A 24389-nucleotide genomic window follows, 5' to 3' on the forward strand; every position below is an offset into this window, starting at 1 on the left:
CGAGCTCCCCGGCCGATTCCGTCCACTCACCCGTGCCGGTCATGGCTCGCCCACACGCCCGAAGACCATCGACTCCTCGACGTCGTCGAGATGATGATTGATGGCGTCGCGAAAATAGTTGTGGCGCACCACCCATGCCCCCTTGGTCCCGGATTTGGGCAATGCCTCCGGTGCGCGCTGGACGTATCCGGCCTTCAGATCCCACAGCGGCTGGGCCTGCATCGGCTCCTCACCCAGGTGGGGGTAGGCGTGGGTGTAACCCCGTCCGCGCATGAACGACAGCAGTCGCGCCACCGCACGCGCGGTCATGTCGGCCCGCAATGTCCAGGAGGCGTTCGTGTAGCCGACGGACCATGCCAGATTGGGGACATCCTCGAGGAGGTGGCTCTTGAAGACGAATCGGTCGTGGGGCTTCACCTCGTCGCCGTCGAGCCGAATCCGTATGCCGCCAAAGGCCTTCAGCTGCAGCCCCGTCGCGGTGACGATGACGTCGGCGTCGAGATGTCTACCGGACGTCAAACGAACACCGGTCTCGTCGAATCGGTCGATGTGGTCGGTGACCATCTCCACGGAGCCCTCGCCGATGGCGTTGAACAAGTCGCCGTCGGGCACCATGCACAGCCGTTGATCCCATGGGTCGTAGGTCGGGTTGAAGTGCACGTCCACCGGATAATCCTTGGGCAGAGCGTTTTTCATGTTCGCGCGCAGGATCCTGCGGCCCATCTTCGGGAAGCGGTGCAGGCCGTGCACGATGGCCGCGGTCTGAGTGGCATACCGCGCACGAATGACATGGTGTGCCGCGCCGGGCGGCAACATCTTCCGGATCAGCCCCGAGAACTTCTGACCCTGCGGCATCGACGCGATGTACGACGGCGAGCGCTGCAGCATGGTGACGTGACCCGCGGTACGCGCCAGTGCCGGGATCATGCTGACGGCGGTCGCGCCACTGCCGATCACCACGATCCGCTTGCCCGCGTAGTCGAGATCCTCCGGCCAGTGCTGCGGGTGGACGATCTCACCGGCGAAGTCCTCGCGGCCCGCGAAGCGCGGCGTGTAGGGATCGTCGTAGTCGTAGTAACCGGTGGCGAAGTACAGGAATCGGCAGCGATACGTGCCCGGGCCGTCCTCGGTGTCCACCGCGAGCGTCCACGTGTCGGTCGCCGAATCCCAGTCGGCGGTCCGTACGTGCTGCCCGAACCGGATGTGGTCGGTGATGCCGTGTTCGGCCGCCGCGTTCTCCGCGTACTCGCGGATGTGCGGCCCATCGGCCAGAGCCTCCGGCCTGCGCCACGGTTCGAACGGGAAGCTGAGGGTGAAGATGTCGCTGTCCGAGCGGATGCCCGGATAGCGGAACAGATCCCAGGTCCCGCCGATCCGGTCCCGCCTCTCCAGGATCAGGAACCGCAATCCCGGATTCTCTTCACGCAACCGATACGCAGCGTCGATACCGGAGAGCCCGGCGCCGATGATGATGACGTCGTCGACGTCGTCCGCATTCGTCATGCCTCTGCACACTACGACGGTCCGGGCGTTGCCGTGGGCGGATCTCGATACGCCGCCTCGCTGCGCTCGGTGGCTACTCGATCGGCGGGCCGGGGACGGTGGTCGAGTAGCGGCGAGCGAGCGTAGCGAGCCCGCCGCATATCGAGACCACACCGCACAACGACGATCAGCTCCAGTCCTGTCCCTCGGTGAGTGCTGCCATCGTGGTCCGGCCGTCGATGGCTTCGCGGATGATGTCGGCGTGGCCCGAGTGGTGGGCCACTTCGCGCAGCAGATGCAGCACCATCTTGCGCGCAGGCCACCACTGGCGTTCGGGTGCCCACGGCGCGGTCGCCTGCGGGATCAGTTCGGACAGATCGTCCATGTCCGCGACCACCCGCTCGAGGCTGGCGGTCGCCTCGTCGTAGGCCTGCCGCCACGCATCGAGGGTCTCGTCGGCGCGTAGTTCGTAGGCGTCACCCAGTTCGGCGAGGTCCACCTCGGCGCTCTCGTCCCGTTCGGTGAGTTCGTTCGCGATACCCGCGGTCACCTTGGTGACGTGCTTGAGAAGTCCGCCCAGGGTCAGTTCGCTGACCGTGGTGCGCTGCCGTGCCTGGTCGTCGGTGAGGTCGCGCATCGTCATCAGGAACATCGCGCGCTGATCCGCGAGCAGCGTGAGCAGATCGTCCTTCTCTCCGCTGACATCGACGAACAGTGTGGTCTGGGTATACGTGCCGGCCATGATGAATCCCCTTGTGGTGATGACCGGGGTCCCGCGCCCCGGTTCACCGATCACGCTATGGGGGAATGCGGACAGATTCGGTCCGCGATGGTTGTGGTCTCGAGTGGCGGGTGGCCTACTGCTGCTTCCGGAGGAGGAACCGCTGGATCTTGCCGGACGGGGTCTTCGGCAGGGCGTCGACGAAATGCACCGTCCGCGGGTACGCGTGCGCGGCGAAGCCCGTCTTGACCAGCTGTTGCAGTTCGCGTTCGAGTTCGTCGGTACCGGGCACGTCGTCGGCGAGCACCACGAAGGCCTCGAGGACTTCGCCGCGCAGGTCGTCGGGGCGCCCGACGACCGCGACGTCGACGACCGACGGATGCGTGATGAGCACGCTTTCCACGTCGAACGGTCCGATGCGGTACCCGGCCATGATGATGACGTCGTAGTCGCGGGCGCTGAAGAAGAAGCGGCCGTCCTCGTCCATGCGGCCGGTGTCACCGGTGAGGTACCAGCGCCCGTCCTCGGAGTAGCGTCCGGCGGTCTTCTCCGGTGCGTCGAGATATCCGTCGAACCACATCATCGGGCTGGCGGGTACGTCGATGGCGATCTGTCCGTCGACGATCCCGGCGGCGAATCCGGGCATCGGCTTGCCCATCGAACCGGGCACCAGCGGCTCGGCGATGTCGGGATGCCAGTGGTTGTTGATGAACATGCCGTGCTCGGTCTGCCCGTAGTGATCGCGGACCTCGCAGGACAGAACCGAACGCGCCCAATCGATCACGTCCGGGGTGAGCGGCTCGCCTGCCGACGACGCGCGGCGCAGTGTGATGCCCCCGAAGGCGGCATCCTTGCTGAGCGTGCGATACACGGTGGGTGCGGCCGCGAAGTTGGTGACGCCCAGTTCCCGCATGATGCGTGCGGTGAGCTCGGCGGAGAATCCCGCATGTAGCAACAGGTTTCGTCGACCCGTGGCCAGTGGACCGAGGATTCCGTAGTACAGGCCGTACGCCCAGCCGGGGTCGGCGGCGTTCCAGAACACGTCGTCGGCCGTGACGTCCAGGCCGTAGTGCATGTAGCAGCTGAAGGAGGCCAGCGCCCGTACCGGAACGGGCACGCCCTTCGGGGAACCGGTTGTGCCGCTGGTGAACAACAGGATCAGCGGCCCGTCGCCGCCCACCGCCACGGATTCGGCGATCGGTTCGTTGTTCGCGACGAGTTCGTCGAACTGCGGGCCGGCCACCACGGTGGTGAGACCGTCGATGTCGTTGAGCTTCTCGGCCTGGCCGGGTTCGGTGATGACCACGCGGGCCTTGCCGCCGGTCAGCCGCATCTCGATGGCCGGCGGGGCGAAGGCGGTGAAGAGCGGGATGTAGACCGCGCCCAGGCGTGCGATCGCCAGCAGCGCGACGACCAGTTCGGCACGTTTGCCCATCAGCACGCCGACGGTGTCGCCCCGGCGCACGCCCATGCCGGCGAGCGCGGTCGCGAACCGCTTGGAGGCGTCCGCGAGTTCCCCGTAGGTGAGGTCGACGACGCGCAGGTCGTCGCCGTCGGTGTCGATGGTCGTGAAGGCGACCGCTGCCGGATCGTGCCGGTCGACGAGCAACTCCGCGGCATTCGCGTCCGGCGCTCCGAAGGTCTCGAGCCACTCGCCGACGGACTCCGTGACGGTCCGGTCGGTATCGGTGCTGTGCGACATGAGGTATCTCCTGACCACTGCTGGGTAAGCTGAGTCACAGTGTCCCCGCCGGATGGGCCGGGGAACACCCCCGAAAGAGGGGTCGGGTGTTGGAGGAGTCATGAACGAGACGGTGGCCACGGAGGAGAGCGGCCTGGTCACCGACGCGCTCCGGCGGGTACGGCGTGCGAGCGGGGTCTCGCTGGCCTTCGCCGGCACGGTGCTGCCCCGCGGAGGGCGGGCCGCACCGTCGCTGGTCCTCGAACATTTCGTCGGCGCGACCCGTGGTGCGCTGTCCGGATTGTCGGTGGCCGTGGGGCACGGTCTGGGCGGCAAGGTGATGAGTGTGAACCGGCCGGTCGTCGTCGACGACTACCTGCGCACCCCGGACATCACCCACCGCTACAACACGATCATCGCCACCGAGGGCCTGCGGGCCATGGTTGCCGCACCCGTCGTGGTGGATCGCGCCCCGATCGCCGTTCTGTACGGGGCCCTGCACACCGACGATCCGATCGGCGAACGCACCTTCGACGTGCTGTCGGAGGAGGCCCGCGCGTTGGAACAGGAGATCGTCGCGGCACGGGCGGCCCGGGCGCGCGCGGACGGGCGGGACCCGATCGTCGGCGCACTGCACGATCGCCTCACCGAGGCCTACGGGCGGCTCCGCGTGCTGGAGCAGTCGGTGTCCGACACGGAGTTGATCCACGAGATCGACCGCATCTCCGACATCCTGCTCGACGGCACGCCGCATCCGGATGCGGCGGAGCGTGCGATCTGTCTGACTCGCCGCGAGGGCGACGTATTGGCCCTTGCCGCAATCGGATACAGCAACGCGCGCATCGCCGACGCACTCGGTATCGGTGTGCAGACGGCCAAGGGCTACATGCGGGACGCGATGGGCAAGCTGGGTGCCGCCACCCGGCTGGAGGCCGTGGTGGCGGCACGCCGTGCGGGGCTGCTACCTGGCTAGCGGACTCCGGGCGGGAAGGTCCCGAACTGGAACACGGTGTCCCACAGGCCCAGGAAGATCACCGATGTCGGGCCGCCGGTGGGATTGGCCGTGGAGTCGTTGTTCCGCAGCCACCGATAGCTGACCGTCACCGAGAACGGGGACGATCCGGTCACCGACGTGAACGCGGTGGGTTTGTTGGTGGTGCGCAGGAACTTTCCGGGACGGAACAGCAGGACGGCCGACGGCGAGGAGCCGGTGCCGCCGCTGGTGTCGAACTGCGCCCACATCAACGACGGACAGTTGGGCGTGCGGGCCTTGGTGCGATCACGTAGCACCCAGTGCAGATCTCGCCGACCGAGCGGCGGCCCGACGACGCGGAGGCCGCGCTTCACCTCGGGCGACGACGGGTCGAGACACCAGCCATTGCCCGCGGTACCTGCGACCTGTTTCGGAGTTGCCTGATGCGGGGCCGCCGTGACGGCGGGGGCGATCAGACCGGATGTCAGCATGGTGATGGCGGCGGCACCCGCCAGAAAGAGCCGTGAACGACGGTGGGACATGGGTTTTCCTCTCGCCAGAAGCGCGGTGATCCCGGAGATGGGGTCGCCGTCGATACCCCGTTCGTGAGCGACGCTACAAGCAGCACGACCCCTGTGCAGGCGGAGATACCGATTCGAGATGTGCGGCGCGGGCGTCGATCTACCGGCACCAACGCGCAAATCGCCTAGGGTGGGCCCCATCTGCGTTATCCGGCGGAGATCAGCCGATCGACAAAGGGAGAGTGACATGGGCAAGAAGAAGCGTTTGATCGACCGTCTCGAGAACGAGGTCGAGCGGCTGCGGGTGGAGGTCGCCCGCGTCGACCGTCAGGCCAAGAAACGAGTCAAGAAGGCGGAGCAGGACGCGGCGGCGCTCCGGACCGAACTGCGGAAGTTCATCGCACAGGTCGTCCCGGGCATTCCCACGGACGACGCACCGCAGAAGTCGATCGGCGGGAACTCGCCGAAGACGGCCATCGCCGCGCCGAAGGCGAAGAAGGCGATCACGGCCGGGGCCGCGTCTGCCGACAAGCAGGCGGCGGCGAAGCCGGCCGCGAGCGCCCCGAAGAAGGCTGCCGAGAAGAAGGCTGCCGAGAAGAAGCCGGCTGCGAAGAAGGCCGCGCCGAAGAAGAGCACCGCCACGAAGACCGCGGCGAAGAAATCCGCGGGCACGACGCCGACGGTCGCGCAGCTTCGCTCGACCGCGAAGAGCAAGGGCGTGAAGGGCTATTCGTCGATGACCAAGGCCCAACTGCTGGCCGCGCTCGACAAGTAGGACCAGAACACTGGCCTCCTCCTGGACACCTGTCTAGGCTGGGGTCGTCGGAGTCACCGGATGCACGACCGGTGGCCATCACAGGCACGCGCGCGTGCGGAAGGAAGTCAGCGGCATGTCGCAGACCGTCAAGGGAGTCATTTCGCGGAGCAAGGGCGCGCCGACCGAGGTGGTCGATGTGGTGATCCCGGATCCCGGACCGCGTGACGTGGTCGTCGATATCAAGGCCTGCGGCGTCTGCCACACCGACCTCGCCTACCGCGAGGGTGGCATCAACGACGAGTACCCGTTCCTCCTCGGGCACGAGGCGGCGGGCGTCGTCGAGGCCGTCGGCTCCGACGTGACCCACGTCGAGCCGGGCGATTTCGTGGTACTCAACTGGCGCGCGGTGTGCGGTCAGTGCCGTGCCTGTAAGCGTGGCCGTCCCTGGTACTGCTTCGACACCTTCAACGCGAGCGTTCCGATGACGCTCACCGACGGCACGGAACTCACCCCGGCGCTCGGCATCGGGGCCTTCGCGGAGAAGACCCTGATCCACGAATTGCAGTGCACCAAGGTCAATCCGGAGACCGATCCGGCGGTCGCCGGGCTTCTCGGCTGTGGTGTGATGGCGGGTCTCGGCGCCGCGATGAACACCGGCAACGTCGGCCGCGGCGACTCGGTGGCCGTCATCGGCTGCGGCGGTGTCGGTGACGCCGCCATCGCCGGGGCGCGGCTGGCCGGCGCGACGACGATCATCGCCATCGACCGGGATCCGAACAAGCTCGACTGGGCGACCGATCTGGGCGCCACCCACACCATCAACGGCGCCGAGGTCGACGATGTGGTGGCCGCGGTCCAGGAACTCACCGACGGCAACGGCGTCGACGTCGTGGTCGATGCGGTGGGTCGCCCGGAGACCTACAAGCAGGCGTTCTACGCACGCGACCTCGCCGGCACCGTGGTGCTCGTCGGTGTGCCCACGCCGGACATGACGCTGGAGATGCCACTGGTCGACTTCTTCTCGCGCGGTGGCGCACTCAAGTCGTCCTGGTACGGGGACTGCCTGCCGGAGCGTGACTTCCCGATGCTGATCGACCTGTACGAACAGGGCAGGCTGCCGCTCGACAAGTTCGTCACCGAGCGGATCGGGCTGAACGACATCGAGGCCGCGTTCTCGGCCATGGAGGCGGGCAAGGTCCTGCGTTCGGTGGTGGAGATCTGATGGCGCCCTCGGCATCGTTGAGCATCGAGAACGTGGTCACGTCGGGGACGTTCTCCCTCGACGGCGGAACCTGGGACGTCGACAACAACATCTGGATCGTCGGAGACGACAGCGAAGTCGTCATCATCGACGCCGCCCATGCGGCACAACCGATTCTGGACGCGGTCGGCGACCGGACGGTGAAGGCGATCCTGCTCACCCACGGCCACAACGACCACATCACGGTGGCGCCGGAACTCTCCGCCGCCACCGGTGCGCCCATCCTGCTGCATCCGGGCGACGACATGCTCTGGAACGACACCCACCCGGGCGTAGCGCACGGGGATCTCGAAGACGGACAGCGCATCCCGATCGCCGGTACCGAGCTGACGATCATCAACACCCCCGGCCATTCGCCCGGGTCGTCGGTGATCCATGCACCGGAGGCCGGAGCGTTGTTTTCCGGTGACACGCTCTTCCAGGGCGGCCCGGGCGCGACCGGACGATCCTTCTCCAGCTTCCCGACGATCATCGAGTCCATCCGGGACAAGATCTTCACACTCGATCCGGAAACCCGGGTGTACACCGGACACGGCGACAGCACGTCGATCGCCGAGGAGGCCCCGCATCTCGAGGAATGGATCAAGCGCGGCAGCTGAGCGGGTGAGTACCGTGGCAGCATGAGGCTCTCGCGGATCGTCGAGGCGTCGAATGCGGTGGCCGCCACCCGTTCCCGCAAGCAGAAAACCGCCGAACTGGCCGCGGTGCTCGGTGATGCGGACCCCGGTGAGATCGAGTCGGTCGTCGCGTGGCTGACGGGGGAGACCCGGCAGGGCAAACTCGGCGTCGGATGGCGTTCCCTGATGGCCCTGGAGGCGCAGGCCGGAACCGATGCCGTCCTCACGGTCGCCGCGGTCGAGGAGATCCTGCGCCGGCTGGCCGGTGCCGCGGGACCCGGTTCGGCGACGACCCGTCGCGAATTGCTCGCCGATCTCTTCGGTGCGGCAACCGAATCCGAACACCGGTTCCTCCGCGGGCTCGTGACCGGCGAACTGCGTCAGGGGGCGCTCGCCGGTGTGATGGCCGATGCCATCGCGCTGGCTTCCGACCATTCCGCCGACGAGGTACGCCGCGCGCATATGCTCACCGGTTCGCTGCCCGAGACCGCGCTGCTCGCCCTGCACGGTGGCCCCGATGCGCTGCGCGACGTGCACGTCGAGGTCGGGCGAGGGGTGTTCCCGATGCTGGCCTCGCCGGGGTCGTCACTGGCGGAGGCCGTGGAGACGCTCGGGCCGGGACTGGTGGTCGACTTCAAGCTCGACGGGGCCCGAATCCAGGTGCACCGGCAGGGTTCCGACGTCCGAGTCTTCACGCGGACACTCCGCGACATCACCGGCGCGGTGCCGGACATCGTTGCTGTTGCGCGTGAATTGCCATGCACCAGCGTGATCCTCGACGGCGAAACGCTCACCCTTGATGCCGACGGCAGGCCGCGGCCGTTCCAGGACACCATGAGCCGCTTCGGATCCACCACAGGCTCCGAGGACGCCGTGCTGCGCCCGTTCTTCTTCGACTGCCTGCACCTCGACGGCGTCGACCTGATCGATCGACCGCTGGTCGACCGGCTCGACGCGCTGGCCTCGGTCGCACCGGATCTTCGTATCCCATCGGTACGCGATCCGGATTCCGATGTCGCGCAACGGCATCTCGACGACGCGCTCGCCGCCGGACATGAGGGCGTCATGGTGAAATCGCTCGACGGGCTCTACGCCGCGGGCCGCCGGGGTAAAGGCTGGCAGAAGGTCAAACCCGTGCACACCCTGGACCTGGTGGTGATCGGCGTCGAGTGGGGCTCGGGACGACGCAGTGGCATGCTCTCCAACATCCATCTCGCCGCCCGCGACCCGGACGGCGGACCACCGATCATGGTGGGCAAGACCTTCAAGGGGCTCACCGACGAACTGCTGCGCTGGCAGACCGCCGAATTGCCGGAGTACGAAACGCATCGGGACGACTACACGGTCCACCTGCGACCCGCGGTCGTCGTGGAGATCGCCCTCGACGGGGTGCAGCGGAGCAGTCGCTACCCGGGCGGCGTGGCGCTGCGTTTCGCACGCGTCGTGCGCTACCGGCCGGACAAGACGCCTGCCGAGGCCGACACCATCGAGTCCGTCCGGGAGCTGTTGCCCGCGGGAGGCGGGTGAGGTTCTGCGCACATTGCGGTCATGACCGCGACGACTCACCCGATCGACGGCGAGGCGGCATGGGGATGAAATACGACGTCCGCTCCTGATATTCGGGGTACCCGGGTCGCTTGCTCATCGACTTCTCGAGTAGCCGTGCGCCGGTGGCGAATACGAGAAAATAGGTCATGATCGCGGGAGACGCCACGGTGAGCACACCGGGCCACGCGCTGGCCGCGATCAACCAGATACCCCACCAGACCGACGAGTCGCCGAAGTAGTTCGGATGCCGGGTCCACGCCCAGAGGCCACGGTCCATGATGGCGCCCTTGTTGCCCGGATCCGCCTTGAAGCGCTTCAGCTGTGCGTCGCCGATGGCCTCGAAGGTGAGACCGATCATCCACAGGGCCACACCGGCGACGAGCACGACGAGCCATGCGCCACTGGTGGCTCCGACCACCGCCGAGACCTGAATGGGCAGCGAGACGAACCACTGCGAGGCGCCCTGCGTTGCGAAGACCTTCCGGATCACGGTGCCGGCACCGACCCGATTCCCGGGGCCCACCGACCGTTGAAGCATCTCCGTATAGCGCGGATCCTCGCCCTTGCCCTTCGTCTTGCTGTGCACATGCCAGGTCAGTCGCAGTCCCCAGATGGCCACGAGTACCGCGAGCAGCCAGCGGCGCGCCGGATCACCCGGACCCAGGATCAGGGCGATGACGCCGACGCCGACGAAGCCGAGTCCCCAGGTCACATCGACGACGTTGTAGCGGCCGATGCGGTGACCGATGGTGAATCCGGCTGCCTGCAGCAGGGTCAGCCAGACCAGGCTCGCGCCGGTGATGACACCGAAAGCGGCCCATCCGTGAACGTCGATCATCGTGTCTCTCCTTCGGTTTCACGGGTGAACAGCAGTTGGTGCACATTCAGGTAATCGGCCCGGAATCCGGACTCCGAGTAGGCGAGATAGAAATCCCACATGCGCATGAAGGTCTCGTCGAACCCGAGGGCGCGCACCCGATCGTGCTGACCATGGAACCGTTCACGCCACAGTCGCAGGGTCTCCGCGTAGTGCGCTCCCATGGCGTGGTTGTCGCGCAGTCGCAGCCCGGTGTGGTCGCGGGTGACCGTGTCGAGCGCCGGCAGTGACGTGAGCTGCCCTCCCGGGAAGATGTACTTGTGCACCCAGGTGTAGGTGTTCCGGGACGCCCACATGCGGTCGTGCGGCATGGTGATCGCCTGAATCGCCACGCGGCCGCCGGGCGCGAGAACCCGATCGATGGTGGCGAAATACGTCGGCCAATACCGAAGGCCGACCGCCTCGATCATCTCGACGGAGACCACGGCGTCGTACTCGCCGTCGACATGGCGGTAGTCGAGCAGATCGATCCGCACCCGGTCACCCAGTCCGGCCTCGTCGACTCGCCGCCGGGCCAGGTCCCGCTGCTCGGAGGACAGGGTGACCGAGTGGACGGTCGCGCCTCGTTGCGCGGCGCGCAAACACAGTTCGCCCCAGCCTGTTCCGATCTCCAGGACGCGGCTGCCCTCCCGCACGGCTGCCAGGTCGAGCAGACGGTCGATCTTGCGGCGCTGCGCATCGGCCAGCACGGACCACCGCGGCCCCTCCGCGAGTTCCGCATCGGTGAAGAGCCCGCTGGAGTAGGTCATCGTCGAGTCGAGGAAGGTCGCGAAGAGATCATTGGACAGGTCGTAATGACGGGCGATGTTCGAGCGGGTGTTCGCGGCCGAGTTGTCCTCGTCCGCCGGATGTTTCGGCAGTGCGAGTGCGCGCAGTGTCTGTAGTGGGCGCGGAACGAGTTCGGCGGCCCGGTCGGCGAACGGCGTGAGCACCCCTACCAGGTCGTCGGTGGTCCAGTCGCCGGCCATGTAGGCCTCGCCGAATCCGATGAGCCCGCCGCTGCCGACCCGGCGATGGAAGGACTCCGGTCGCCGGATGATCATGCGCGGCTGAACGCCGGTGCGGCGCAGTCCCTTCAGTGTTCCGTCGGGATACTCGACGCGTACGTCGACCTTGCGGGCCGCGTACCGGAAGAGACGATCGGCGACGGCCGAGCGCACGCGTGGAAAGCTGCGACGCCGGATGGCCGCGACGTCCGGCCACCGTGACGCATCGGTGACGGAGGGATTGGGATCGGGTTGGGGATTCGGATCGGGGTGGGTGTGTTCGGGAGTGATGCTCATCGCGTCGGTCTCCTGCCGGGGACGGTGGTGTGATGGAGATGTTCCGGTCGGGGTGCGATGGGCAGCCGCCGCAGCCACAGGCGGATGCCGTGCAGGCGGATACGCGCCGAAACGACCAGTGGGGCGAGCGGAGTGCGAAGCTGGGCCATCGCCACGGCACCCGGGGTCGCAGGCGTGGCCCGTCCGGAGAGGGTCGCCACGAACGGTGCCTCGCCGGGACGGTCGAGGGTGATGCCCACGCGCACCCGTCCGCTCGCCGACGGCTCGGGCAACGCGAGCCGGTACCGGCCGCTCACATCGTTGAAGGGGGAGACGTAGAACTCCTTGTCCACCTCCGCCCGGCCGAGGTCATCGGTGCGGACGAGATACGTGTGGCGCTGGCCGTAGGTGTTGTGCACCTCGGCGATCACCAGGTCGAGTGCACCATCGGCACGATGACACCAGAACACGGAGATGGGGTTGAAGACGTAACCGGCCACACGGGCCGCCATCAGCGCGACCACCCGGCCGTCGGGCGGCGTGACACCCGCGTCGCTCAGATGTGCGTCGAGACGTTCGCGGAGCGTCGCGCCCGCGGAGGTGGCCTCCGGGAAGTGATCGTCGGCCTCGAAGCGGGCGAACGGCCGGAGCGGGGCGGGAAGCCGGGGCAGGTCGTCGATGTCGACGAGCCAGGAGTAGCCCCGGTAGGTGAAGGCGTGCTGCTTCGGCGTCACCCGGGTGTGTGCGATACGGGTACGCACCAGTGATGGTGTGGGGCACGATGATCCGGTGTTGCCGCCGCGTCGGCCGACGGTGTCGCGGGACACGGTCGTCATGCCGGCACCGGTGCATCGGCGCTCCAGGAGGCGCCGAGCCGGGCTGCGGCACGCGCACCGGAGGCCGCGCCGTCCTCGTGGAAGCCCCAGCCGTGATAGGCACCCGCGAAGACGACGGCGTCGGAGTCGATGTCCGGCAGCAGTGCCTGTGCCGCCACGGATGTCGTTGTGTAGACGGGATGTTCGTACGTCATCTCGTCGATGACGAGTGCCGGGTCCACCAGATCGGTGCGGCCGACCGTGACCAGCATCCGTGGCGTGTCGGTCCGCAGCCGCATCAGTCGGGTGAGGTCGTAGGTGACCGCGACGCCGGACCCGTCGATGGTGTTCGCATCGACCGGCGTGCTGCGCGGCGTGGCATCCGTGCGTATCTGATAGTTCCACGATGCCCAGGCGTGGTGAACCGTCGGCAACAGGGTGGTGTCGGAGTGCAGCACAGCAGGTTTCGACGCGTAGGGGATGGCCGAGAGCACCCGGCGCCGGGCATCGGTCGGCGACGCGAGCATCGACAGTGCCTGATGCGGATGTGTCGCGATGACGACGGCGTCGAAGTCCTCGGTACCGGCGTCGGTGGTGAGCCTGACCCTCCCGTCTCCCGGCGCGGTGCCGGGCATCTCGTCGATGCTCCGGACCGGCTGTCCGGTGCGGACCTCTCCGCCGCGGGCGCGGATACCGTCGGCGACCTTGGTGACGTAGCGGATCGAGCCGCCGGACACCGTTCGCCAGGTCGGCGAGCCGAAGACCGAGAGCATGCCGTGGTGATCGAGGAAGGTGAACAGGTAGCGGGCCGGATATTCGGCGGCGGTTTCCGCATCGCAGGACCATACGGCCGCGACGAGCGGCAGCAGGAAATTCTCGACGAAGTACGGCGAGAACCTCTCGCGCGCGACGAAGTCGGCCAGCGGTTCGTCGGAGTCGGGTGTGTCCAGCAATCGCCGTGCCGCCCGGTGAAACCGGGTCACCTCGGCCAGCATGCGCAGATAACGCCCGCGCGTGAGATTCCGCGCCGTGGGAAACAGACCGCGCAGACCGAGCGCGCCCGCGTACTCCAGGCCGCTGCGCTCGGAGCGCACCGACATCGACATATCCGATTCCTGGGTCGCCACGCCCAATTGCTCGAAGAGACGCAGCAGGGTCGGATACGTCCGGTCGTTGTGCACGATGAATCCGGTGTCCACCCACATCGAGTCACCCGACGGCAGCGGGACCTCGTGGGTGTGCGCGTGACCGCCGAGGCGGGTGTCCGCCTCGATGAGGGTCACGGTGGAGTGCTCGGAGAGAATATGGGCCGCCGTCAACCCGGCGACACCGCTGCCGATCACGGCGACGGTGCCGGGTGGACGCCGGTCGGGCACTGCAGAACGTTCCATGCCCCCTATTCGTAGCAGGAACCACGGCGGATGGGTCGGGTCCGCAGGTCCGGCACCGACGACTTCCCGGTCGCCGGTCCGGTACAGGTCAGACGCGCTGCACCGGGGCGTATCCGCTTGGCATGTACTGGTCACTCGGCACGATCTCGGCGCCGAGCGGCAGCAGGGAGACGGGCACCATCTTGAAACTGGCGATGCCGAGCGGGATACCGATGATGGTGAGACACAACGCTATTCCGGTGGTGATGTGACCGATCGCCAGCCAGATCCCGGCGACGATCAGCCAGATGATGTTCCCGACCGCCGACATCGCGCCCGCAGTGGGCTTGCGCACCACAGTGCGGCCGAAGGGCCACAGCGCGTAGTTGGCCATCCGGAACGAGGCGATGCCGAACGGGATGGTGATGATGAGGATGCAGCAGATGATGCCGGCCACGGCGTAGCCGACCGCCATCCAGAATCCGCACAGCACCAGCCAGATCACGTTGAGAACGGTCTTCATACCCCGATTGTCCGGATTCGGAGCGGTGCGCGCAGCCTCTTGTGCGAAGGTCTCGATAGGCGGCGGGCTCGCTTCGCTCGCGCACCGCTACTCGACCAGCGATGGGCGCTTTCGGTGGTGAACGCTTGGTTGGCCGCTGCTGATCGGGTAGTCCCCGAGCCGCCGGGCGAGGGGGCGTATCGAGATCACATTCACAGCATCGGACGCGGAGGGCGCGCACTAGACTCGCGGTCATGCCGACGTACGGGGGCCGCGGTGCCGGGGGACGGGTCGCCGTGTGGGCGGTGGTCACGACGCTGGTTCTGGTCGTGCGCATCATCGCGACCATCGCGACGGCCCTGCTGGTGATCGGCTGGATCGTGGTGGCCGTCCGGTCGTCACTCACTAACGGCTTCCTCTGGCCTGCGATCATCAGTTCGGTGGTGCTGCTGGTGAGCACCTACGTGTACGGCTTTCTCCGGCCGCGCCATCCGCGCCGCAACGGCTGGATTCCGTAGCGGCGCGGGACGGGTCAGCCGGCGGCGCGTCCGAGGAGTGCGAGGACCCGGGCCTGGCGGTCGGCGTCCGCGGACACCTCGAGTGGTCCGTCGCAGATGCCGTCGGCATAGAGGGCGGGTCCGAAGCCCTCGATACCCGTTTCCAGCGCAGTCAGTTCGTCGTCGGTGAAACGGAGATCCTGCCCGGCCGCGGTGGCGATGTCCCACCGGTGCGCGATCATGTCGAATCCGTAGAAGCGGAGCAGTGTCTCGCCGACGGTGGACGGGCCGAAGTGCCCGTCGAAGCCGCGGGTCGCGACCGCCGGATCGGCCAACTGCCGCGCGACCGACTCACGATGGGCGCGCCATGCCGCGCCCGGGTCGTCGAGCGCGGGGCGATCGCCGAGGTCGACGTCGTGGCCGCCGAAGAACTCGCGTTGGGTGTCGATCATGTGCGCCACCACATCCCGGGCGGTCCAGCCGTCGCACGGGGACGCCGACTCCCAGCCGTCGGTGGTGATGGCGTCGGCGACCGCGGCGAAGCCGTCGGCCAGTGTCTGATAGTCGGTGGTGATCCGGGCTGCGGAACTGTCGGTCGATGTGCTCATGATGGACACCGTAGGCACGCACATAGGGATGGCGATTGATGAAATCCGACAGTTCCGGGGACCCGGTGGGGCGGTTGACCGATGTCGAACGGGCGCACCTCGTCGAACCCGGCGACCGCTCGTTCACCATCGGCCGCTGGGGGCCCTCGCCGGATCTGGCCGACCTGGTCCGGAGATTCTGGGTGCCGGTCTGGTCCGTTCCCGAGGGAGGCGCAGCGCCGCAACGGGTTCTGCAATATCCGGTGTGTCTGTCGGTGATCAGTCACGACTACGCGCGTTTCTACGGGGTCAACACGGGGCTGTCGGAAACAACTCTGTCGGGAACCGGCTGGGCCGTCGGCGTGATGTTCGCGCCCGCCGCCGGTGCACTGATCACGGGCGGACCGGTGGCGGAATGGACCGATCGTTTCGATGATCTGTCGGCAGTGGCCGGGGATGCGTCCGCAGCACTGGTGCGCGACGTTCGTGCGGTCATGTCCGAAGGCCCGGGAGATGAAACGGTGCAGCGCCGGGCGACCGACCTCGTCGAGACCTGGATACGGTCCGCGGGTCCGGTCGACGACGAGGGACTGCTGGTGAACGCCATCGTCGAATTCGTCGAGAACGATTCGGCGGTCACCGCCGTGAGTCAGATCTGCGACCGCTTCCATCTCACCGAGCGGACCCTTCAGCGACTGACGCACCGGCGCCTCGGACTGACACCCAAGTGGCTCATCCAGCGCAGGCGGCTGCACGAGGCGGCCGAGCGTCTGCGCGGGTCATCGACCACGCTCGCGGTGATCGCCGCCGAACTCGGATACGCCGACGAAGCCCATCTGGTCCGCGACTTCCGGACCGTCACCGGCGTGACGCCGGGCCGATTCGCGGCCCGCTTCCACCCCTAGAACTGCGAAATCGGTATCGGGCCACGTGACGATGCCCGAAATGCGCCGCTCGGCGCATTGTGTTGCCGACGTCACACTGTCCACGGCACAATGGGCAGGGGCAGGTAGACGGAGGGCGAATGAGCGATCTTTCCGCGGCGTCCTCAAGGATCCGGCGAGCATACGAGGATCTGCTGTCGGGGATCACGCCGCAGGTCGATGCGGTGCGGTCGGTGGTCTTGGACTCATGGACGCGATCAGTCCACAAGGGAGTCGACCCTGAGGCGTCCACTCGCGACGACATCGAGATGAGTGGCGACGACTTCGCCGAATACCGTGCCGCGCACCCGATCACCGCGGTCCGGCCGCTGGTGCAGTCCCTGATGCTCGACGACATCGCCGACTCGGGTGTAGTTGTCGCGCTGACCGATCAGGCCGGCAGGCTGCTGTGGGTCGAAGGTGCGAGCGACGCCCGTGACCGCGCCGCCCGGATCAACTTCGTCGAGGGATCACTCTGGAGCGAGGACGTGGTCGGCACCAACGCACCGGGACTGGCACTCGCCGTCGACAAGGGCGTGCAGGTCGTCGGCCCGGAGCACTACGTGGATGCCGTGCAGGAATGGAGTTGCGCGGCGGCGCCGGTGCACGATCCGAGGACGGGTCACGTCATCGGTGTCATCGACGTCACGGGCGGACGGGAGGTCGCGGCGCCTTTCGCCCTGGCCGCCGTCCGGTCGGTCGTCGCCGCGGTGGAACGTGAATTACAGTCGCGCGCACTCGATCTGGGTGATCCGTCCACCTTCGGCGCGGCGGCGTCGGATGCGCGTCTGACGGTGCTCGAGGGGAACGTGTACCGATGGCGGCGCGCGGGTGATCCCGCGGGTGCCCGCACGCTGTCGCGCCGGCACGCCGAGATCCTGCTGTTGCTGCAGGCGTATCCGGAGGGATTCAACACCGATCAGCTGGCCCTGTCGCTGACCGAGGACGGCGTCGACCCGGTGACGGTGCGTGCCGAGATCTCACGTCTGCGAAGGGATCTGGGTACCGATGTCGTCGAGTCCCGGCCCTACCGGCTGACCGTGTCGCTGCGGTCGGACGTCTCCGAACTCCGGCAGCGAGTCGCCGACGGAACGGAACTGGGGGCGGCGATCGACGCCTTCGGGCGTGGCGGCCTGCTCGCCGAGTCCACCGCGCCGGGCGTGATGGAACTGTTCGAGGAGATCCGGGAAGATCTGCGGTCCCGGGTCATCGCCGAGGGCGACGTGACCAATCTCCGCAAGTGGACGGCGTCGGCCCATGGACGCGACGACCTCGTGGCGTGGCGCAGGCTGGAACACCGGCTGCCGCCCGGACATCCCGACCGGGCAGTCGTAGGCGGCCGTATTCGCCTGCTGGACAAGCGTTACGGGGTCTGATCCGCGCGTTGCGCGTGGAGGACGACGTCATGTGTGTGGTGGCCGCCCCCGGCCGCGACGCCGCGTTCCCGGGTGTCGAGGCGAATCGACCAGGCCGCCGGATCGAGCAGGCCTGCGATGTCCCCGGGCTGAACGTAGTCGTCCGGATCGAACCCGTGCGCCCGAACGCCCTCGGGCGCATGCGCGACGACGAGCAGGTGACCGCCGGGGGCGACAGCACCGATCAGCCGGTCCGCGACGGCGCGATCCGCGCGGGTGATCGGGAAGTAGCACGCCGACACCAGATCGTAGGTTCCACCGGGCGGTCCGTCGATCGTGAGATCGACCTGAAACCAGTCGATGTCGGGTCGATGGGCGATGGACGCGGCGCGGTCGAGGGCCACCTGTGAGATGTCGACCGCCATCACCTGCCATCCCCGGTCGGCGAGCCATCGTGCATCGGCCCCCTCTCCGGACCCGACGTCGAGCGCGGATCCCGCGGGCAACTCACCGGCCTCGGCGACCAGCGCCGGGTTCACGTCTGCCGTCCACAATCGGTCCGCGCTGCTGTACCGCTCGTCCCACTCCGCTGCCGCATCCATACCCCCGACCCTACGCAGCACGCAACGTGTCGGACCGTCATGCGAACATATGTTCTATGCGAATCGAGGGCGACGCGAACACGTCCCGGATTCTGCATGCCGATCTGGACTCCTTCTACGCGTCGGTCGAGCAGCGGGATAATCCGGCGCTGCGGGGCAAGCCGGTGATCGTCGGTGGGGGCGTCGTTCTCGCCGCAAGCTATGAGGCCAAGGCCTTCGGCGTGCGAACGCCCATGCCGGGTCGCGAAGCCCTCGCGCTGTGCCCGCGCGCGATCGTGGTGCGTCCGCGTTTCGACGCGTACATGGACGCCAGCCGCGCCGTCTTCGAGATCTTCCGAGACACGACGCCGGTCGTCGAGGGGATCTCCGTGGACGAGGCCTTCCTCGATGTGGGCGGCCTGCGCCGCGTGAGTGGCCCGCCGCGGGAGGTCGCGATCGGGCTCCGCCGCCGCGTCGCCGACGAGGTGGGCCTGCCGATCAGTGTCGGCATCGCACGCAGCAAGTTCCTGGCCAAGGTCGCGAGTGCGGTCAGCAAACCCGACGGATTACTCGAGGTGCTGCCCGGGCGCGAACTGGAGTTCCTGCACCCGCTGCCGGTGCGCAGGCTCTGGGGAGTCGGCGCCGTGACCGAGGCGCGGCTCGCGGAGGCCGGCATCCGGACGGTCGGGGAACTCGCGGACTTCGGTGAGCACGGCCTCTCGTCGTTGCTCGGCTTCGGTACGGGACGGCACCTGCACGCATTGTCGATGGCACGCGATCCACGCCGGGTCGAGACGGGCAGGCGCCGACGATCCATCGGTTCACAACGCGCGCTCGGTCGCAGACCGAAATCGCCCGCCGACCTCGAGGCGACCGTCATCGCCATCGTCGAGCGCCTCGGCGAACGTCTGCGCACCGCGGAACGGCTGTGCCGCACCGTCGTTCTGCGGCTGCGCTTCGACGACTTCGCCCGGGCCACCCGGTCGCGGTCGCTGCTCGAACCGACCGACCGGACCGACGTGATCCTCGCGATCGCGCGCGGCCTCCTCGACGACGCCATGCCGGTGATCCGCGACCGGGGATGCACACTGATCGGGTTATCGCTCACGAACCTCGACGATCACCAGAGCATCCAGCTCGCGCTGCCCTTCGACTCCGATCGTGGCGCCGAACTCGATATCGCGATGGACACGCTCCGCACCCGATTCGGGCGCGACGCGGTGACCAGGGCGGTTCTCGTCGGACGGCATCACGGAGACGACGCCCCGATGCTGCCCGACTGAGCCCGGCGCCATAGCCCACGAAAGGAGACCCGGTCGCTGCTGTGTGACAGGTAACACTTAATCTGTCAGACCATGACGATGAATGTGGACGCCGGCAATCCCGACCTGGTCACGGTGGGTGTCCCGACCCACTGGTACAACCTCGCGGCCGAGCTCGAGAGCCCGATCCCGCCGCATCTCCATCCGGGCACCAAGGAGCCCGTCGGCCCCGACGACCTCGCCGCACTCTTCCCGGCCGGGCTCATCGCGCAGGAGGTGAGCACCGAGGTCGACATCGAGATCCCCGAGCCGGTGCGGGAGATCTACCGGATGTGGCGACCGTCGCCGCTGATCCGGGCGCGGCGTTTCGAGGAGGCCCTGAACACCAAGGCGCACATCTACGTCAAGTACGAGGGTGTGAGCCCGGTCGGCAGCCACAAAACCAATTCGGCTGTCGCGCAGGCGTACTACAACAGTGTTGACGGGGTGCGGAAGCTCACCACCGAGACCGGTGCCGGCCAGTGGGGCAGCGCACTGGCCTTCGCCGGTGCGCAGTTCGGCATCGACATCGAGGTCTGGCAGGTGCGTGCCTCCTACGAGTCGAAGCCGTATCGCGGCCACCTGATCCGCACCTACGGCGGCACGCTGCATCCGTCACCGTCGGATCTCACCGAATCCGGTCGCGCCATGCTCGCCAAGGATCCGAACACCACCGGCAGCCTGGGCATGGCGGTCAGCGAAGCGGTCGAGGTGGCCGCCGGTGATCCCGACACCCGTTACGCGCTGGGTTCGGTGCTCAACCACGTGGTGCTGCACCAGAGCGTCATCGGCGTGGAGGCCGTCGATCAGCTGTACGCGGTCGAGCCCGACGGTGCCGACGTCGTCTTCGGTTGTGCCGGTGGCGGTTCCAATCTCGCCGGCCTGTCCTTCCCGTTCCTGCGGGAGAAGATCCACGGGCGCAGCAACCCGCGGATCGTCGCGGCCGAGCCGTCGGCCTGCCCGTCGATCACCCAGGGCGAGTACCGCTACGACCACGGCGACGTCGCGGGCCTGACACCGCTACTCAAGATGCACACGCTCGGCATGGATTTCGTGCCCGACCCCATCCACGCCGGCGGCCTCCGCTACCACGGCATGGCGCCCGCGCTCAGCCACACCGTCGAACTGGGCCTCGTGCAGGGCGTCGCGATCAGCCAGCATGACGCGTTCTCGGCGGGTGTGCAGTTCGCGCGTACGCAGGGCATCGTGCCCGCGCCGGAGTCCACCCACGCCATCGCGGCCTGCGCCGCGCATGTCGCCGACAGCGACAAGGAGGAGGTCGTGGTGATCGGGTTGTCCGGACACGGCCAGCTCGATCTGCCGGCGTACGCCGAATTCCTCGACGGGAAGTTCTGAGCGCGGCCCTCAGGGATCCGGTGTGAACTCGCGCCGGATCGCCTGGGTGTGCTCGCCGAGCCGCGGCCCGGGAGTGCGGATGCTGCCGGGCGTGCGGGTCAGGCGTGGAACGACGCTCGGCATCGGTACGGGCGCAGGATAATCCGGGGCGGACAGACGGGTGATCATCTGCCGCGCGGCGTACTGCGGATCCGCGTCGATGTCGACGGGGGTGTAGATGCGGCCGCGCGGGATCTCGTGCCGGTCGAGAATCTGCTCGAGATCGTCGCCGTCGAGTCCGGCCGCCCACTCGGCGATGATCGCGTCGAGTTCCTCCGCATTCCGGCCGCGCGCTTGATGTTTCGCGAACCGTGGATCGTCGGCCAGGTCATCGCGGTCCATCGCGGTGCAGAGCCGACGGTAGAGGTTGTCGGCGTTGGCGGCGATGAGTACCTCCACGCCGTCACGGGCCGTGTAGACGTTGGACGGCGCCACCCCGGGCAGGGTGCTGCCGGACCGTCCGCGCGCGACGCCGCCGAGTTCCCAATCCGCCATCAGTGATTCGGTCAGGGCGAACACACTCTCGTACAGTGCGACGTCGACCTCCTGGCCTTCGCCGGTTCGGTCTCGATCACGCAGTGCCGCAAGGATACCGATCACCGCGAACATGCCGGCCAACGCGTCCCCCAGGCTGACGCCCGCGCGGACCGGTGGCAGTTCCGGAAAGCCCATCAGCGCACGCAACCCGCCCATCGCCTCGGCGACACTGCCGAATCCGCGATCGCCTGCGCGCGGTCCGTCCTGACCGAATCCCGAGACGTGCGCGACGATCAGGCGGGGGTTCTCGGCGGCGAGCGATGCGCGATCGAGACCCCACCCGGCAAGCCGTCCGGGCGCGAAATTTTCCAGGACGACATCGGCGCCGAGACAGATCTGTCGCGCGAGGCGCTGATCGTCGGTCCGTTTCAGGTCGAGGACCACCGATTCCTTGTTCCGTGCGATCCCGGGCCACCACAGACTGCGTCCCTCATGCTGGATTCCCCAGCGGCGCATCGGATCACCGTCGGGTGGCTCGATCTTGATGATCCGCGCACCGTAGTCGCCGAGCAGTTGCCCGGCGAAGGGGCCGGCGATGAATCCGCCGAGTTCGACGACCGTGATACCGGCCAGCGGTCCGGTGGAGGTGGTTGCGGCCGAGGTCATTCCGGGCTCCTGGACTGCCCGGTGGAGGGTGAGCTAGTCCGCGGTCTCCGGGCGATAGACGGTGCGGTACCAGATGGCGCTGAGGATGTCGATGGCGGTGTCGTCATCGGGCGGCGGAACATTCAGATCGCCGCCGACGGCAAGCCATGTCCAGCAATTGGATTCGAGGGTGGATACGAGTGCGGAGGCCAGATTGTCCAGGGGGAGGTCCACCCGGAATCCGTTGCGCTCGGCCTTTTGCAGCCCGACCAGGACCTCGCGGATACCGCCCGACCGGCCGGTCAGCCAGCGTCGGCGGAACGACTCGTCGAGCATCGACATCTGGAAGACGCCGATCATCTCGGGCAGGTACTTCTTGTAGGTCGTGTAGTAGGCGGTCACCGCCGCACGCACGCCCTTCTCGGGATCGTGGTGGCGTTCGCCCAGCGACATCGCGACGATCTCGGCCTCGAACTGGTCGAGCAGCGCTTCGAGGAGTTGCTCCTTGTTGTCGTAATAGTTGTAGAACGACCCCGTGGAGCGCCCGGCCGACTCGGCGATGTCCGAGATCTTGGTGTTGAGGTAGCCCTTCTCGGCGAAGCACTGGCGTGCCGCGTCGAGAAATGCTGCTTCGGTCTGGCGGCCCTTGATGGTGGGTGGCACCTGCTTGCGCTCCTGTCGTCGTGCTCGGCCACCCCACAGGAGATTCACGCACACGGTTCGCGGGGCTGAACGAGTTCTTTGAATTATGCATCGTTCTCCTGCCCCGACCCTTGTGATTTTCTGAAACTGAATCTAACATCAGAAAACCGGATGGGAAACCCCCTGCACATGCCGGGACGAAGGAGACACCTCGATGGCGATGATGACCCGGGACGACTACCTCGCCTCACTCGACGACGGCAGGCGGATCTTCGCTGAGGGTGAGGAAGTGAAAGACCTCGGCAGTCATCCGCAATTCGCCACGGCCGTAAGGCTTGTCGGCGACGGTTACGAGGACAATCACCAGCCCGGCGACGATGCCAGCGGTTCGTACTTCCAGATCCCCGAGACCACCGACGATCTCAAGCAGCTGCTCGAGAAGCTGCTGGACTGGGACATGGTCACGGTGACAACCAGCCAGGGTCTCCTGGCGCTGCTGACCGCGGCCGCGCGCATGCGCGCCGACCATCCGGAGCTGGCGCAGCGGATCGAGGCCTACTTCGACCACTGTCGGCGAAATGACCTGCGCTGCGTGCAGGCCATCACCGATGCCAAGGGCGATCGGAAGGTGGCGCCCGGCGCGCAGGCGGATCCCGATGTATACACGCGGATCGTCGAGCGGCGACCGGACGGCATCGTGATCCGTGGCGCGAAGCTGCACATCTCGTCGGCGGCGATCTGCCACGAACTCGTCGTGATGCCGACGAAGAACATGAAGCCGGGCGAGGAGGATTACGCCGTCGCGTGTGCCGTCCCCGTCAACGCGCCGGGTGTGCGGATCGTCAACACCAGTTACGCACCGCGAGAACGGGAAAGCGACTTCCCGGTCAGCAGTAAGCACAACATGCCCGAGGGTTTCATCATCTTCGACGATGTCTTCGTGCCCCACGAACGGGTCTTCCTCGCGGGCGAGACGGGCCACTCCGCGACCTTCGCACATGCCCTCGGTCTGTGGGAGCGCCTGGGCGGTACCGCGCATATGTCCGAATTCGGCGACCAGCTGGTCGGTTTGGCGCAACTGATCGCCGAAGCCAATGGCACCGACCGGATCTCACACATCCGCGAGAAGATCGCGGAGATGGTCATCTACGCGACGATGACACGCAGCGGGCTCGAGGCCGCCATCGCCAACGCCGAGAAGAGTCCGGAGGGGTGGTTGTTCCCCAGCGAGCTGTATACGAATGCGGCAAAGCATTACGCGGCAGCCGAATACAGCCACATGGTCCGCAATCTGCACGATATCGGCGGTGGCTCGATCGTCACCGCGCCGTCGGTGCAGGACCTCGAGAACGACGAGGTCGGGCCGTTCATCAAGAAGTACATGGCCACCAAGGACGGGATCGACGGGGACTACCGGACGCGCCTCTTCCACGCGATACGTGACTTCACCGCGGATGCCTACGGCGGTTGGCAATTGGTCACGATGCTGCAATCCGGTGGTGGCCTGTACGCGCAGCGTCTGGTGGCGCGCAAGCATTACGACATGGATCGGGCCAAGCGGCTCGCGCTCGAACTCGCCGGTCTGGAATGACCACGGTC

General features: G+C 67.4%; 24 protein-coding genes. 11 read left to right on the forward strand and 13 right to left on the reverse strand.

Annotation, left to right across the window (positions count from 1 at the left end; translation table 11 throughout):
* Positions 1-39: 39 nt before the first annotated feature.
* The 3 genes from AC4JJG_RS14290 to AC4JJG_RS14300 all read right to left on the reverse strand — a co-directional run bounded on the left by AC4JJG_RS14290 (position 40) and on the right by AC4JJG_RS14300 (position 3905).
* Positions 40-1503, reverse strand: a complete 1464-nt coding sequence (locus AC4JJG_RS14290) for a flavin-containing monooxygenase (protein WP_495398235.1) — start codon at positions 1501-1503, stop codon at positions 40-42.
* Positions 1504-1669: 166 nt separating this feature from the next.
* Positions 1670-2224, reverse strand: coding sequence for a DinB family protein (locus AC4JJG_RS14295; RefSeq protein ID WP_495398234.1), 555 nt, complete (start codon positions 2222-2224; stop codon positions 1670-1672).
* Positions 2225-2339: 115 nt separating this feature from the next.
* The gene (locus tag AC4JJG_RS14300) at positions 2340-3905 is read right to left on the reverse strand and encodes an AMP-binding protein (protein WP_495398233.1); all 1566 of its coding nucleotides are present in this window, start codon (positions 3903-3905) and stop codon (positions 2340-2342) included.
* Positions 3906-4005: 100 nt separating this feature from the next.
* Between AC4JJG_RS14300 and AC4JJG_RS14305 the strand changes: the two genes are divergently transcribed.
* The gene (locus AC4JJG_RS14305) at positions 4006-4857 is read left to right on the forward strand and encodes a LuxR C-terminal-related transcriptional regulator (protein ID WP_495398232.1); all 852 of its coding nucleotides are present in this window, start codon (positions 4006-4008) and stop codon (positions 4855-4857) included.
* On the opposite strand, the gene AC4JJG_RS14310 is transcribed toward AC4JJG_RS14305, so the two are convergent.
* Positions 4854-5399: an LppP/LprE family lipoprotein gene (locus tag AC4JJG_RS14310; RefSeq protein WP_495398231.1), complete on the reverse strand. Its 546-nt coding sequence runs from the start codon at positions 5397-5399 to the stop codon at positions 4854-4856. The two genes, AC4JJG_RS14305 and AC4JJG_RS14310, sit on opposite strands and share 4 nt — an antisense overlap.
* Positions 5400-5625: 226 nt before the next feature.
* On the opposite strand from AC4JJG_RS14310, the gene AC4JJG_RS14315 reads away from it, so the two are divergent.
* The 4 genes from AC4JJG_RS14315 (at position 5626) to AC4JJG_RS14330 (ending at position 9540) form a co-directional block, all read left to right on the forward strand.
* A complete protein-coding gene (locus AC4JJG_RS14315) occupies positions 5626-6153 on the forward strand; it encodes a Rho termination factor N-terminal domain-containing protein (protein WP_495398230.1) in 528 nt (175 codons plus the stop codon).
* 115 nt (positions 6154-6268) lie between these two features.
* On the forward strand, positions 6269-7357 hold the full coding sequence (locus AC4JJG_RS14320; protein ID WP_495398229.1) for an S-(hydroxymethyl)mycothiol dehydrogenase: 1089 nt from the start codon (positions 6269-6271) through the stop codon (positions 7355-7357).
* Positions 7357-7995 carry an MBL fold metallo-hydrolase gene (locus AC4JJG_RS14325; RefSeq protein ID WP_495398228.1) on the forward strand — a complete coding sequence of 213 codons (639 nt, stop codon included), beginning with the start codon at positions 7357-7359 and terminating at the stop codon, positions 7993-7995. The genes AC4JJG_RS14320 and AC4JJG_RS14325 overlap by 1 nt, the downstream gene beginning before the upstream one ends.
* A gap of 21 nt (positions 7996-8016) precedes the next feature.
* Positions 8017-9540 carry an ATP-dependent DNA ligase gene (locus AC4JJG_RS14330; RefSeq protein WP_495398227.1) on the forward strand — a complete coding sequence of 508 codons (1524 nt, stop codon included), beginning with the start codon at positions 8017-8019 and terminating at the stop codon, positions 9538-9540.
* A gap of 19 nt (positions 9541-9559) precedes the next feature.
* Here the strand turns inward: AC4JJG_RS14330 and AC4JJG_RS14335 are convergent, their stop codons facing one another.
* The 5 genes from AC4JJG_RS14335 to AC4JJG_RS14355 all read right to left on the reverse strand — a co-directional run bounded on the left by AC4JJG_RS14335 (position 9560) and on the right by AC4JJG_RS14355 (position 14408).
* On the reverse strand, positions 9560-10399 hold the full coding sequence (locus tag AC4JJG_RS14335; RefSeq protein ID WP_495398226.1) for a DUF1295 domain-containing protein: 840 nt from the start codon (positions 10397-10399) through the stop codon (positions 9560-9562).
* Positions 10396-11721 carry a class I SAM-dependent methyltransferase gene (locus tag AC4JJG_RS14340; RefSeq protein ID WP_495398225.1) on the reverse strand — a complete coding sequence of 442 codons (1326 nt, stop codon included), beginning with the start codon at positions 11719-11721 and terminating at the stop codon, positions 10396-10398. The genes AC4JJG_RS14335 and AC4JJG_RS14340 overlap by 4 nt, the downstream gene beginning before the upstream one ends.
* Positions 11718-12536 carry a DUF1365 domain-containing protein gene (locus tag AC4JJG_RS14345; RefSeq protein WP_495398224.1) on the reverse strand — a complete coding sequence of 273 codons (819 nt, stop codon included), beginning with the start codon at positions 12534-12536 and terminating at the stop codon, positions 11718-11720. Before AC4JJG_RS14345 ends, AC4JJG_RS14340 begins: the two co-directional genes overlap by 4 nt.
* Positions 12533-13906: an NAD(P)/FAD-dependent oxidoreductase gene (locus tag AC4JJG_RS14350; RefSeq protein ID WP_495398223.1), complete on the reverse strand. Its 1374-nt coding sequence runs from the start codon at positions 13904-13906 to the stop codon at positions 12533-12535. Before AC4JJG_RS14350 ends, AC4JJG_RS14345 begins: the two co-directional genes overlap by 4 nt.
* 88 nt (positions 13907-13994) lie before the next feature.
* Positions 13995-14408, reverse strand: a complete 414-nt coding sequence (locus AC4JJG_RS14355; protein ID WP_495398222.1) for a YccF domain-containing protein — start codon at positions 14406-14408, stop codon at positions 13995-13997.
* Between the two features lie 233 nt (positions 14409-14641).
* On the opposite strand from AC4JJG_RS14355, the gene AC4JJG_RS14360 reads away from it, so the two are divergent.
* Complete coding sequence (locus tag AC4JJG_RS14360) at positions 14642-14905, forward strand: hypothetical protein (protein ID WP_495398221.1); 264 nt, start codon at positions 14642-14644, stop codon at positions 14903-14905.
* A 14-nt stretch (positions 14906-14919) separates the two neighbouring features.
* Here AC4JJG_RS14360 and AC4JJG_RS14365 read toward each other — a convergent pair whose 3' ends face one another.
* Positions 14920-15492 (reverse strand): TIGR03086 family metal-binding protein, encoded by a 573-nt coding sequence (locus AC4JJG_RS14365; RefSeq protein WP_495398220.1) that lies wholly within the window; start codon positions 15490-15492, stop codon positions 14920-14922.
* A 38-nt stretch (positions 15493-15530) separates the two neighbouring features.
* Here AC4JJG_RS14365 and AC4JJG_RS14370 point away from each other — a divergent pair, with 38 nt between their 5' ends.
* Together AC4JJG_RS14370 and AC4JJG_RS14375 are read left to right on the forward strand one after the other, a co-directional pair.
* On the forward strand, positions 15531-16376 hold the full coding sequence (locus AC4JJG_RS14370) for a helix-turn-helix domain-containing protein (protein WP_495398219.1): 846 nt from the start codon (positions 15531-15533) through the stop codon (positions 16374-16376).
* Between the two features lie 119 nt (positions 16377-16495).
* Positions 16496-17770: a GAF domain-containing protein gene (locus tag AC4JJG_RS14375; protein WP_495398218.1), complete on the forward strand. Its 1275-nt coding sequence runs from the start codon at positions 16496-16498 to the stop codon at positions 17768-17770.
* Here AC4JJG_RS14375 and AC4JJG_RS14380 read toward each other — a convergent pair.
* Positions 17758-18351, reverse strand: a complete 594-nt coding sequence (locus AC4JJG_RS14380; protein WP_495398217.1) for a class I SAM-dependent methyltransferase — start codon at positions 18349-18351, stop codon at positions 17758-17760. The two genes, AC4JJG_RS14375 and AC4JJG_RS14380, sit on opposite strands and share 13 nt — an antisense overlap.
* Positions 18352-18407: 56 nt before the next feature.
* Here AC4JJG_RS14380 and dinB point away from each other — a divergent pair, with 56 nt between their 5' ends.
* Together dinB and AC4JJG_RS14390 are read left to right on the forward strand one after the other, a co-directional pair.
* Positions 18408-19613 (forward strand): DNA polymerase IV, encoded by a 1206-nt coding sequence (dinB, locus tag AC4JJG_RS14385; RefSeq protein WP_495398216.1) that lies wholly within the window; start codon positions 18408-18410, stop codon positions 19611-19613.
* A 72-nt stretch (positions 19614-19685) separates the two neighbouring features.
* Positions 19686-20987, forward strand: coding sequence for a TrpB-like pyridoxal phosphate-dependent enzyme (locus tag AC4JJG_RS14390; protein WP_495398215.1), 1302 nt, complete (start codon positions 19686-19688; stop codon positions 20985-20987).
* Positions 20988-20996: 9 nt separating this feature from the next.
* Here the strand turns inward: AC4JJG_RS14390 and AC4JJG_RS14395 are convergent, their stop codons facing one another.
* Both AC4JJG_RS14395 and AC4JJG_RS14400 read right to left on the reverse strand, forming a co-directional pair.
* On the reverse strand, positions 20997-22169 hold the full coding sequence (locus AC4JJG_RS14395) for a CaiB/BaiF CoA transferase family protein (RefSeq protein WP_495398214.1): 1173 nt from the start codon (positions 22167-22169) through the stop codon (positions 20997-20999).
* 33 nt (positions 22170-22202) lie between these two features.
* Positions 22203-22811: a TetR/AcrR family transcriptional regulator gene (locus tag AC4JJG_RS14400; protein ID WP_495398213.1), complete on the reverse strand. Its 609-nt coding sequence runs from the start codon at positions 22809-22811 to the stop codon at positions 22203-22205.
* Between the two features lie 193 nt (positions 22812-23004).
* Between AC4JJG_RS14400 and AC4JJG_RS14405 the strand changes: the two genes are divergently transcribed.
* Positions 23005-24381 carry a 4-hydroxyphenylacetate 3-hydroxylase N-terminal domain-containing protein gene (locus tag AC4JJG_RS14405; RefSeq protein WP_495398212.1) on the forward strand — a complete coding sequence of 459 codons (1377 nt, stop codon included), beginning with the start codon at positions 23005-23007 and terminating at the stop codon, positions 24379-24381.
* Positions 24382-24389: the final 8 nt, after the last annotated feature.

Source organism: Gordonia sp. B8661-1 (assembly GCF_059427765.1).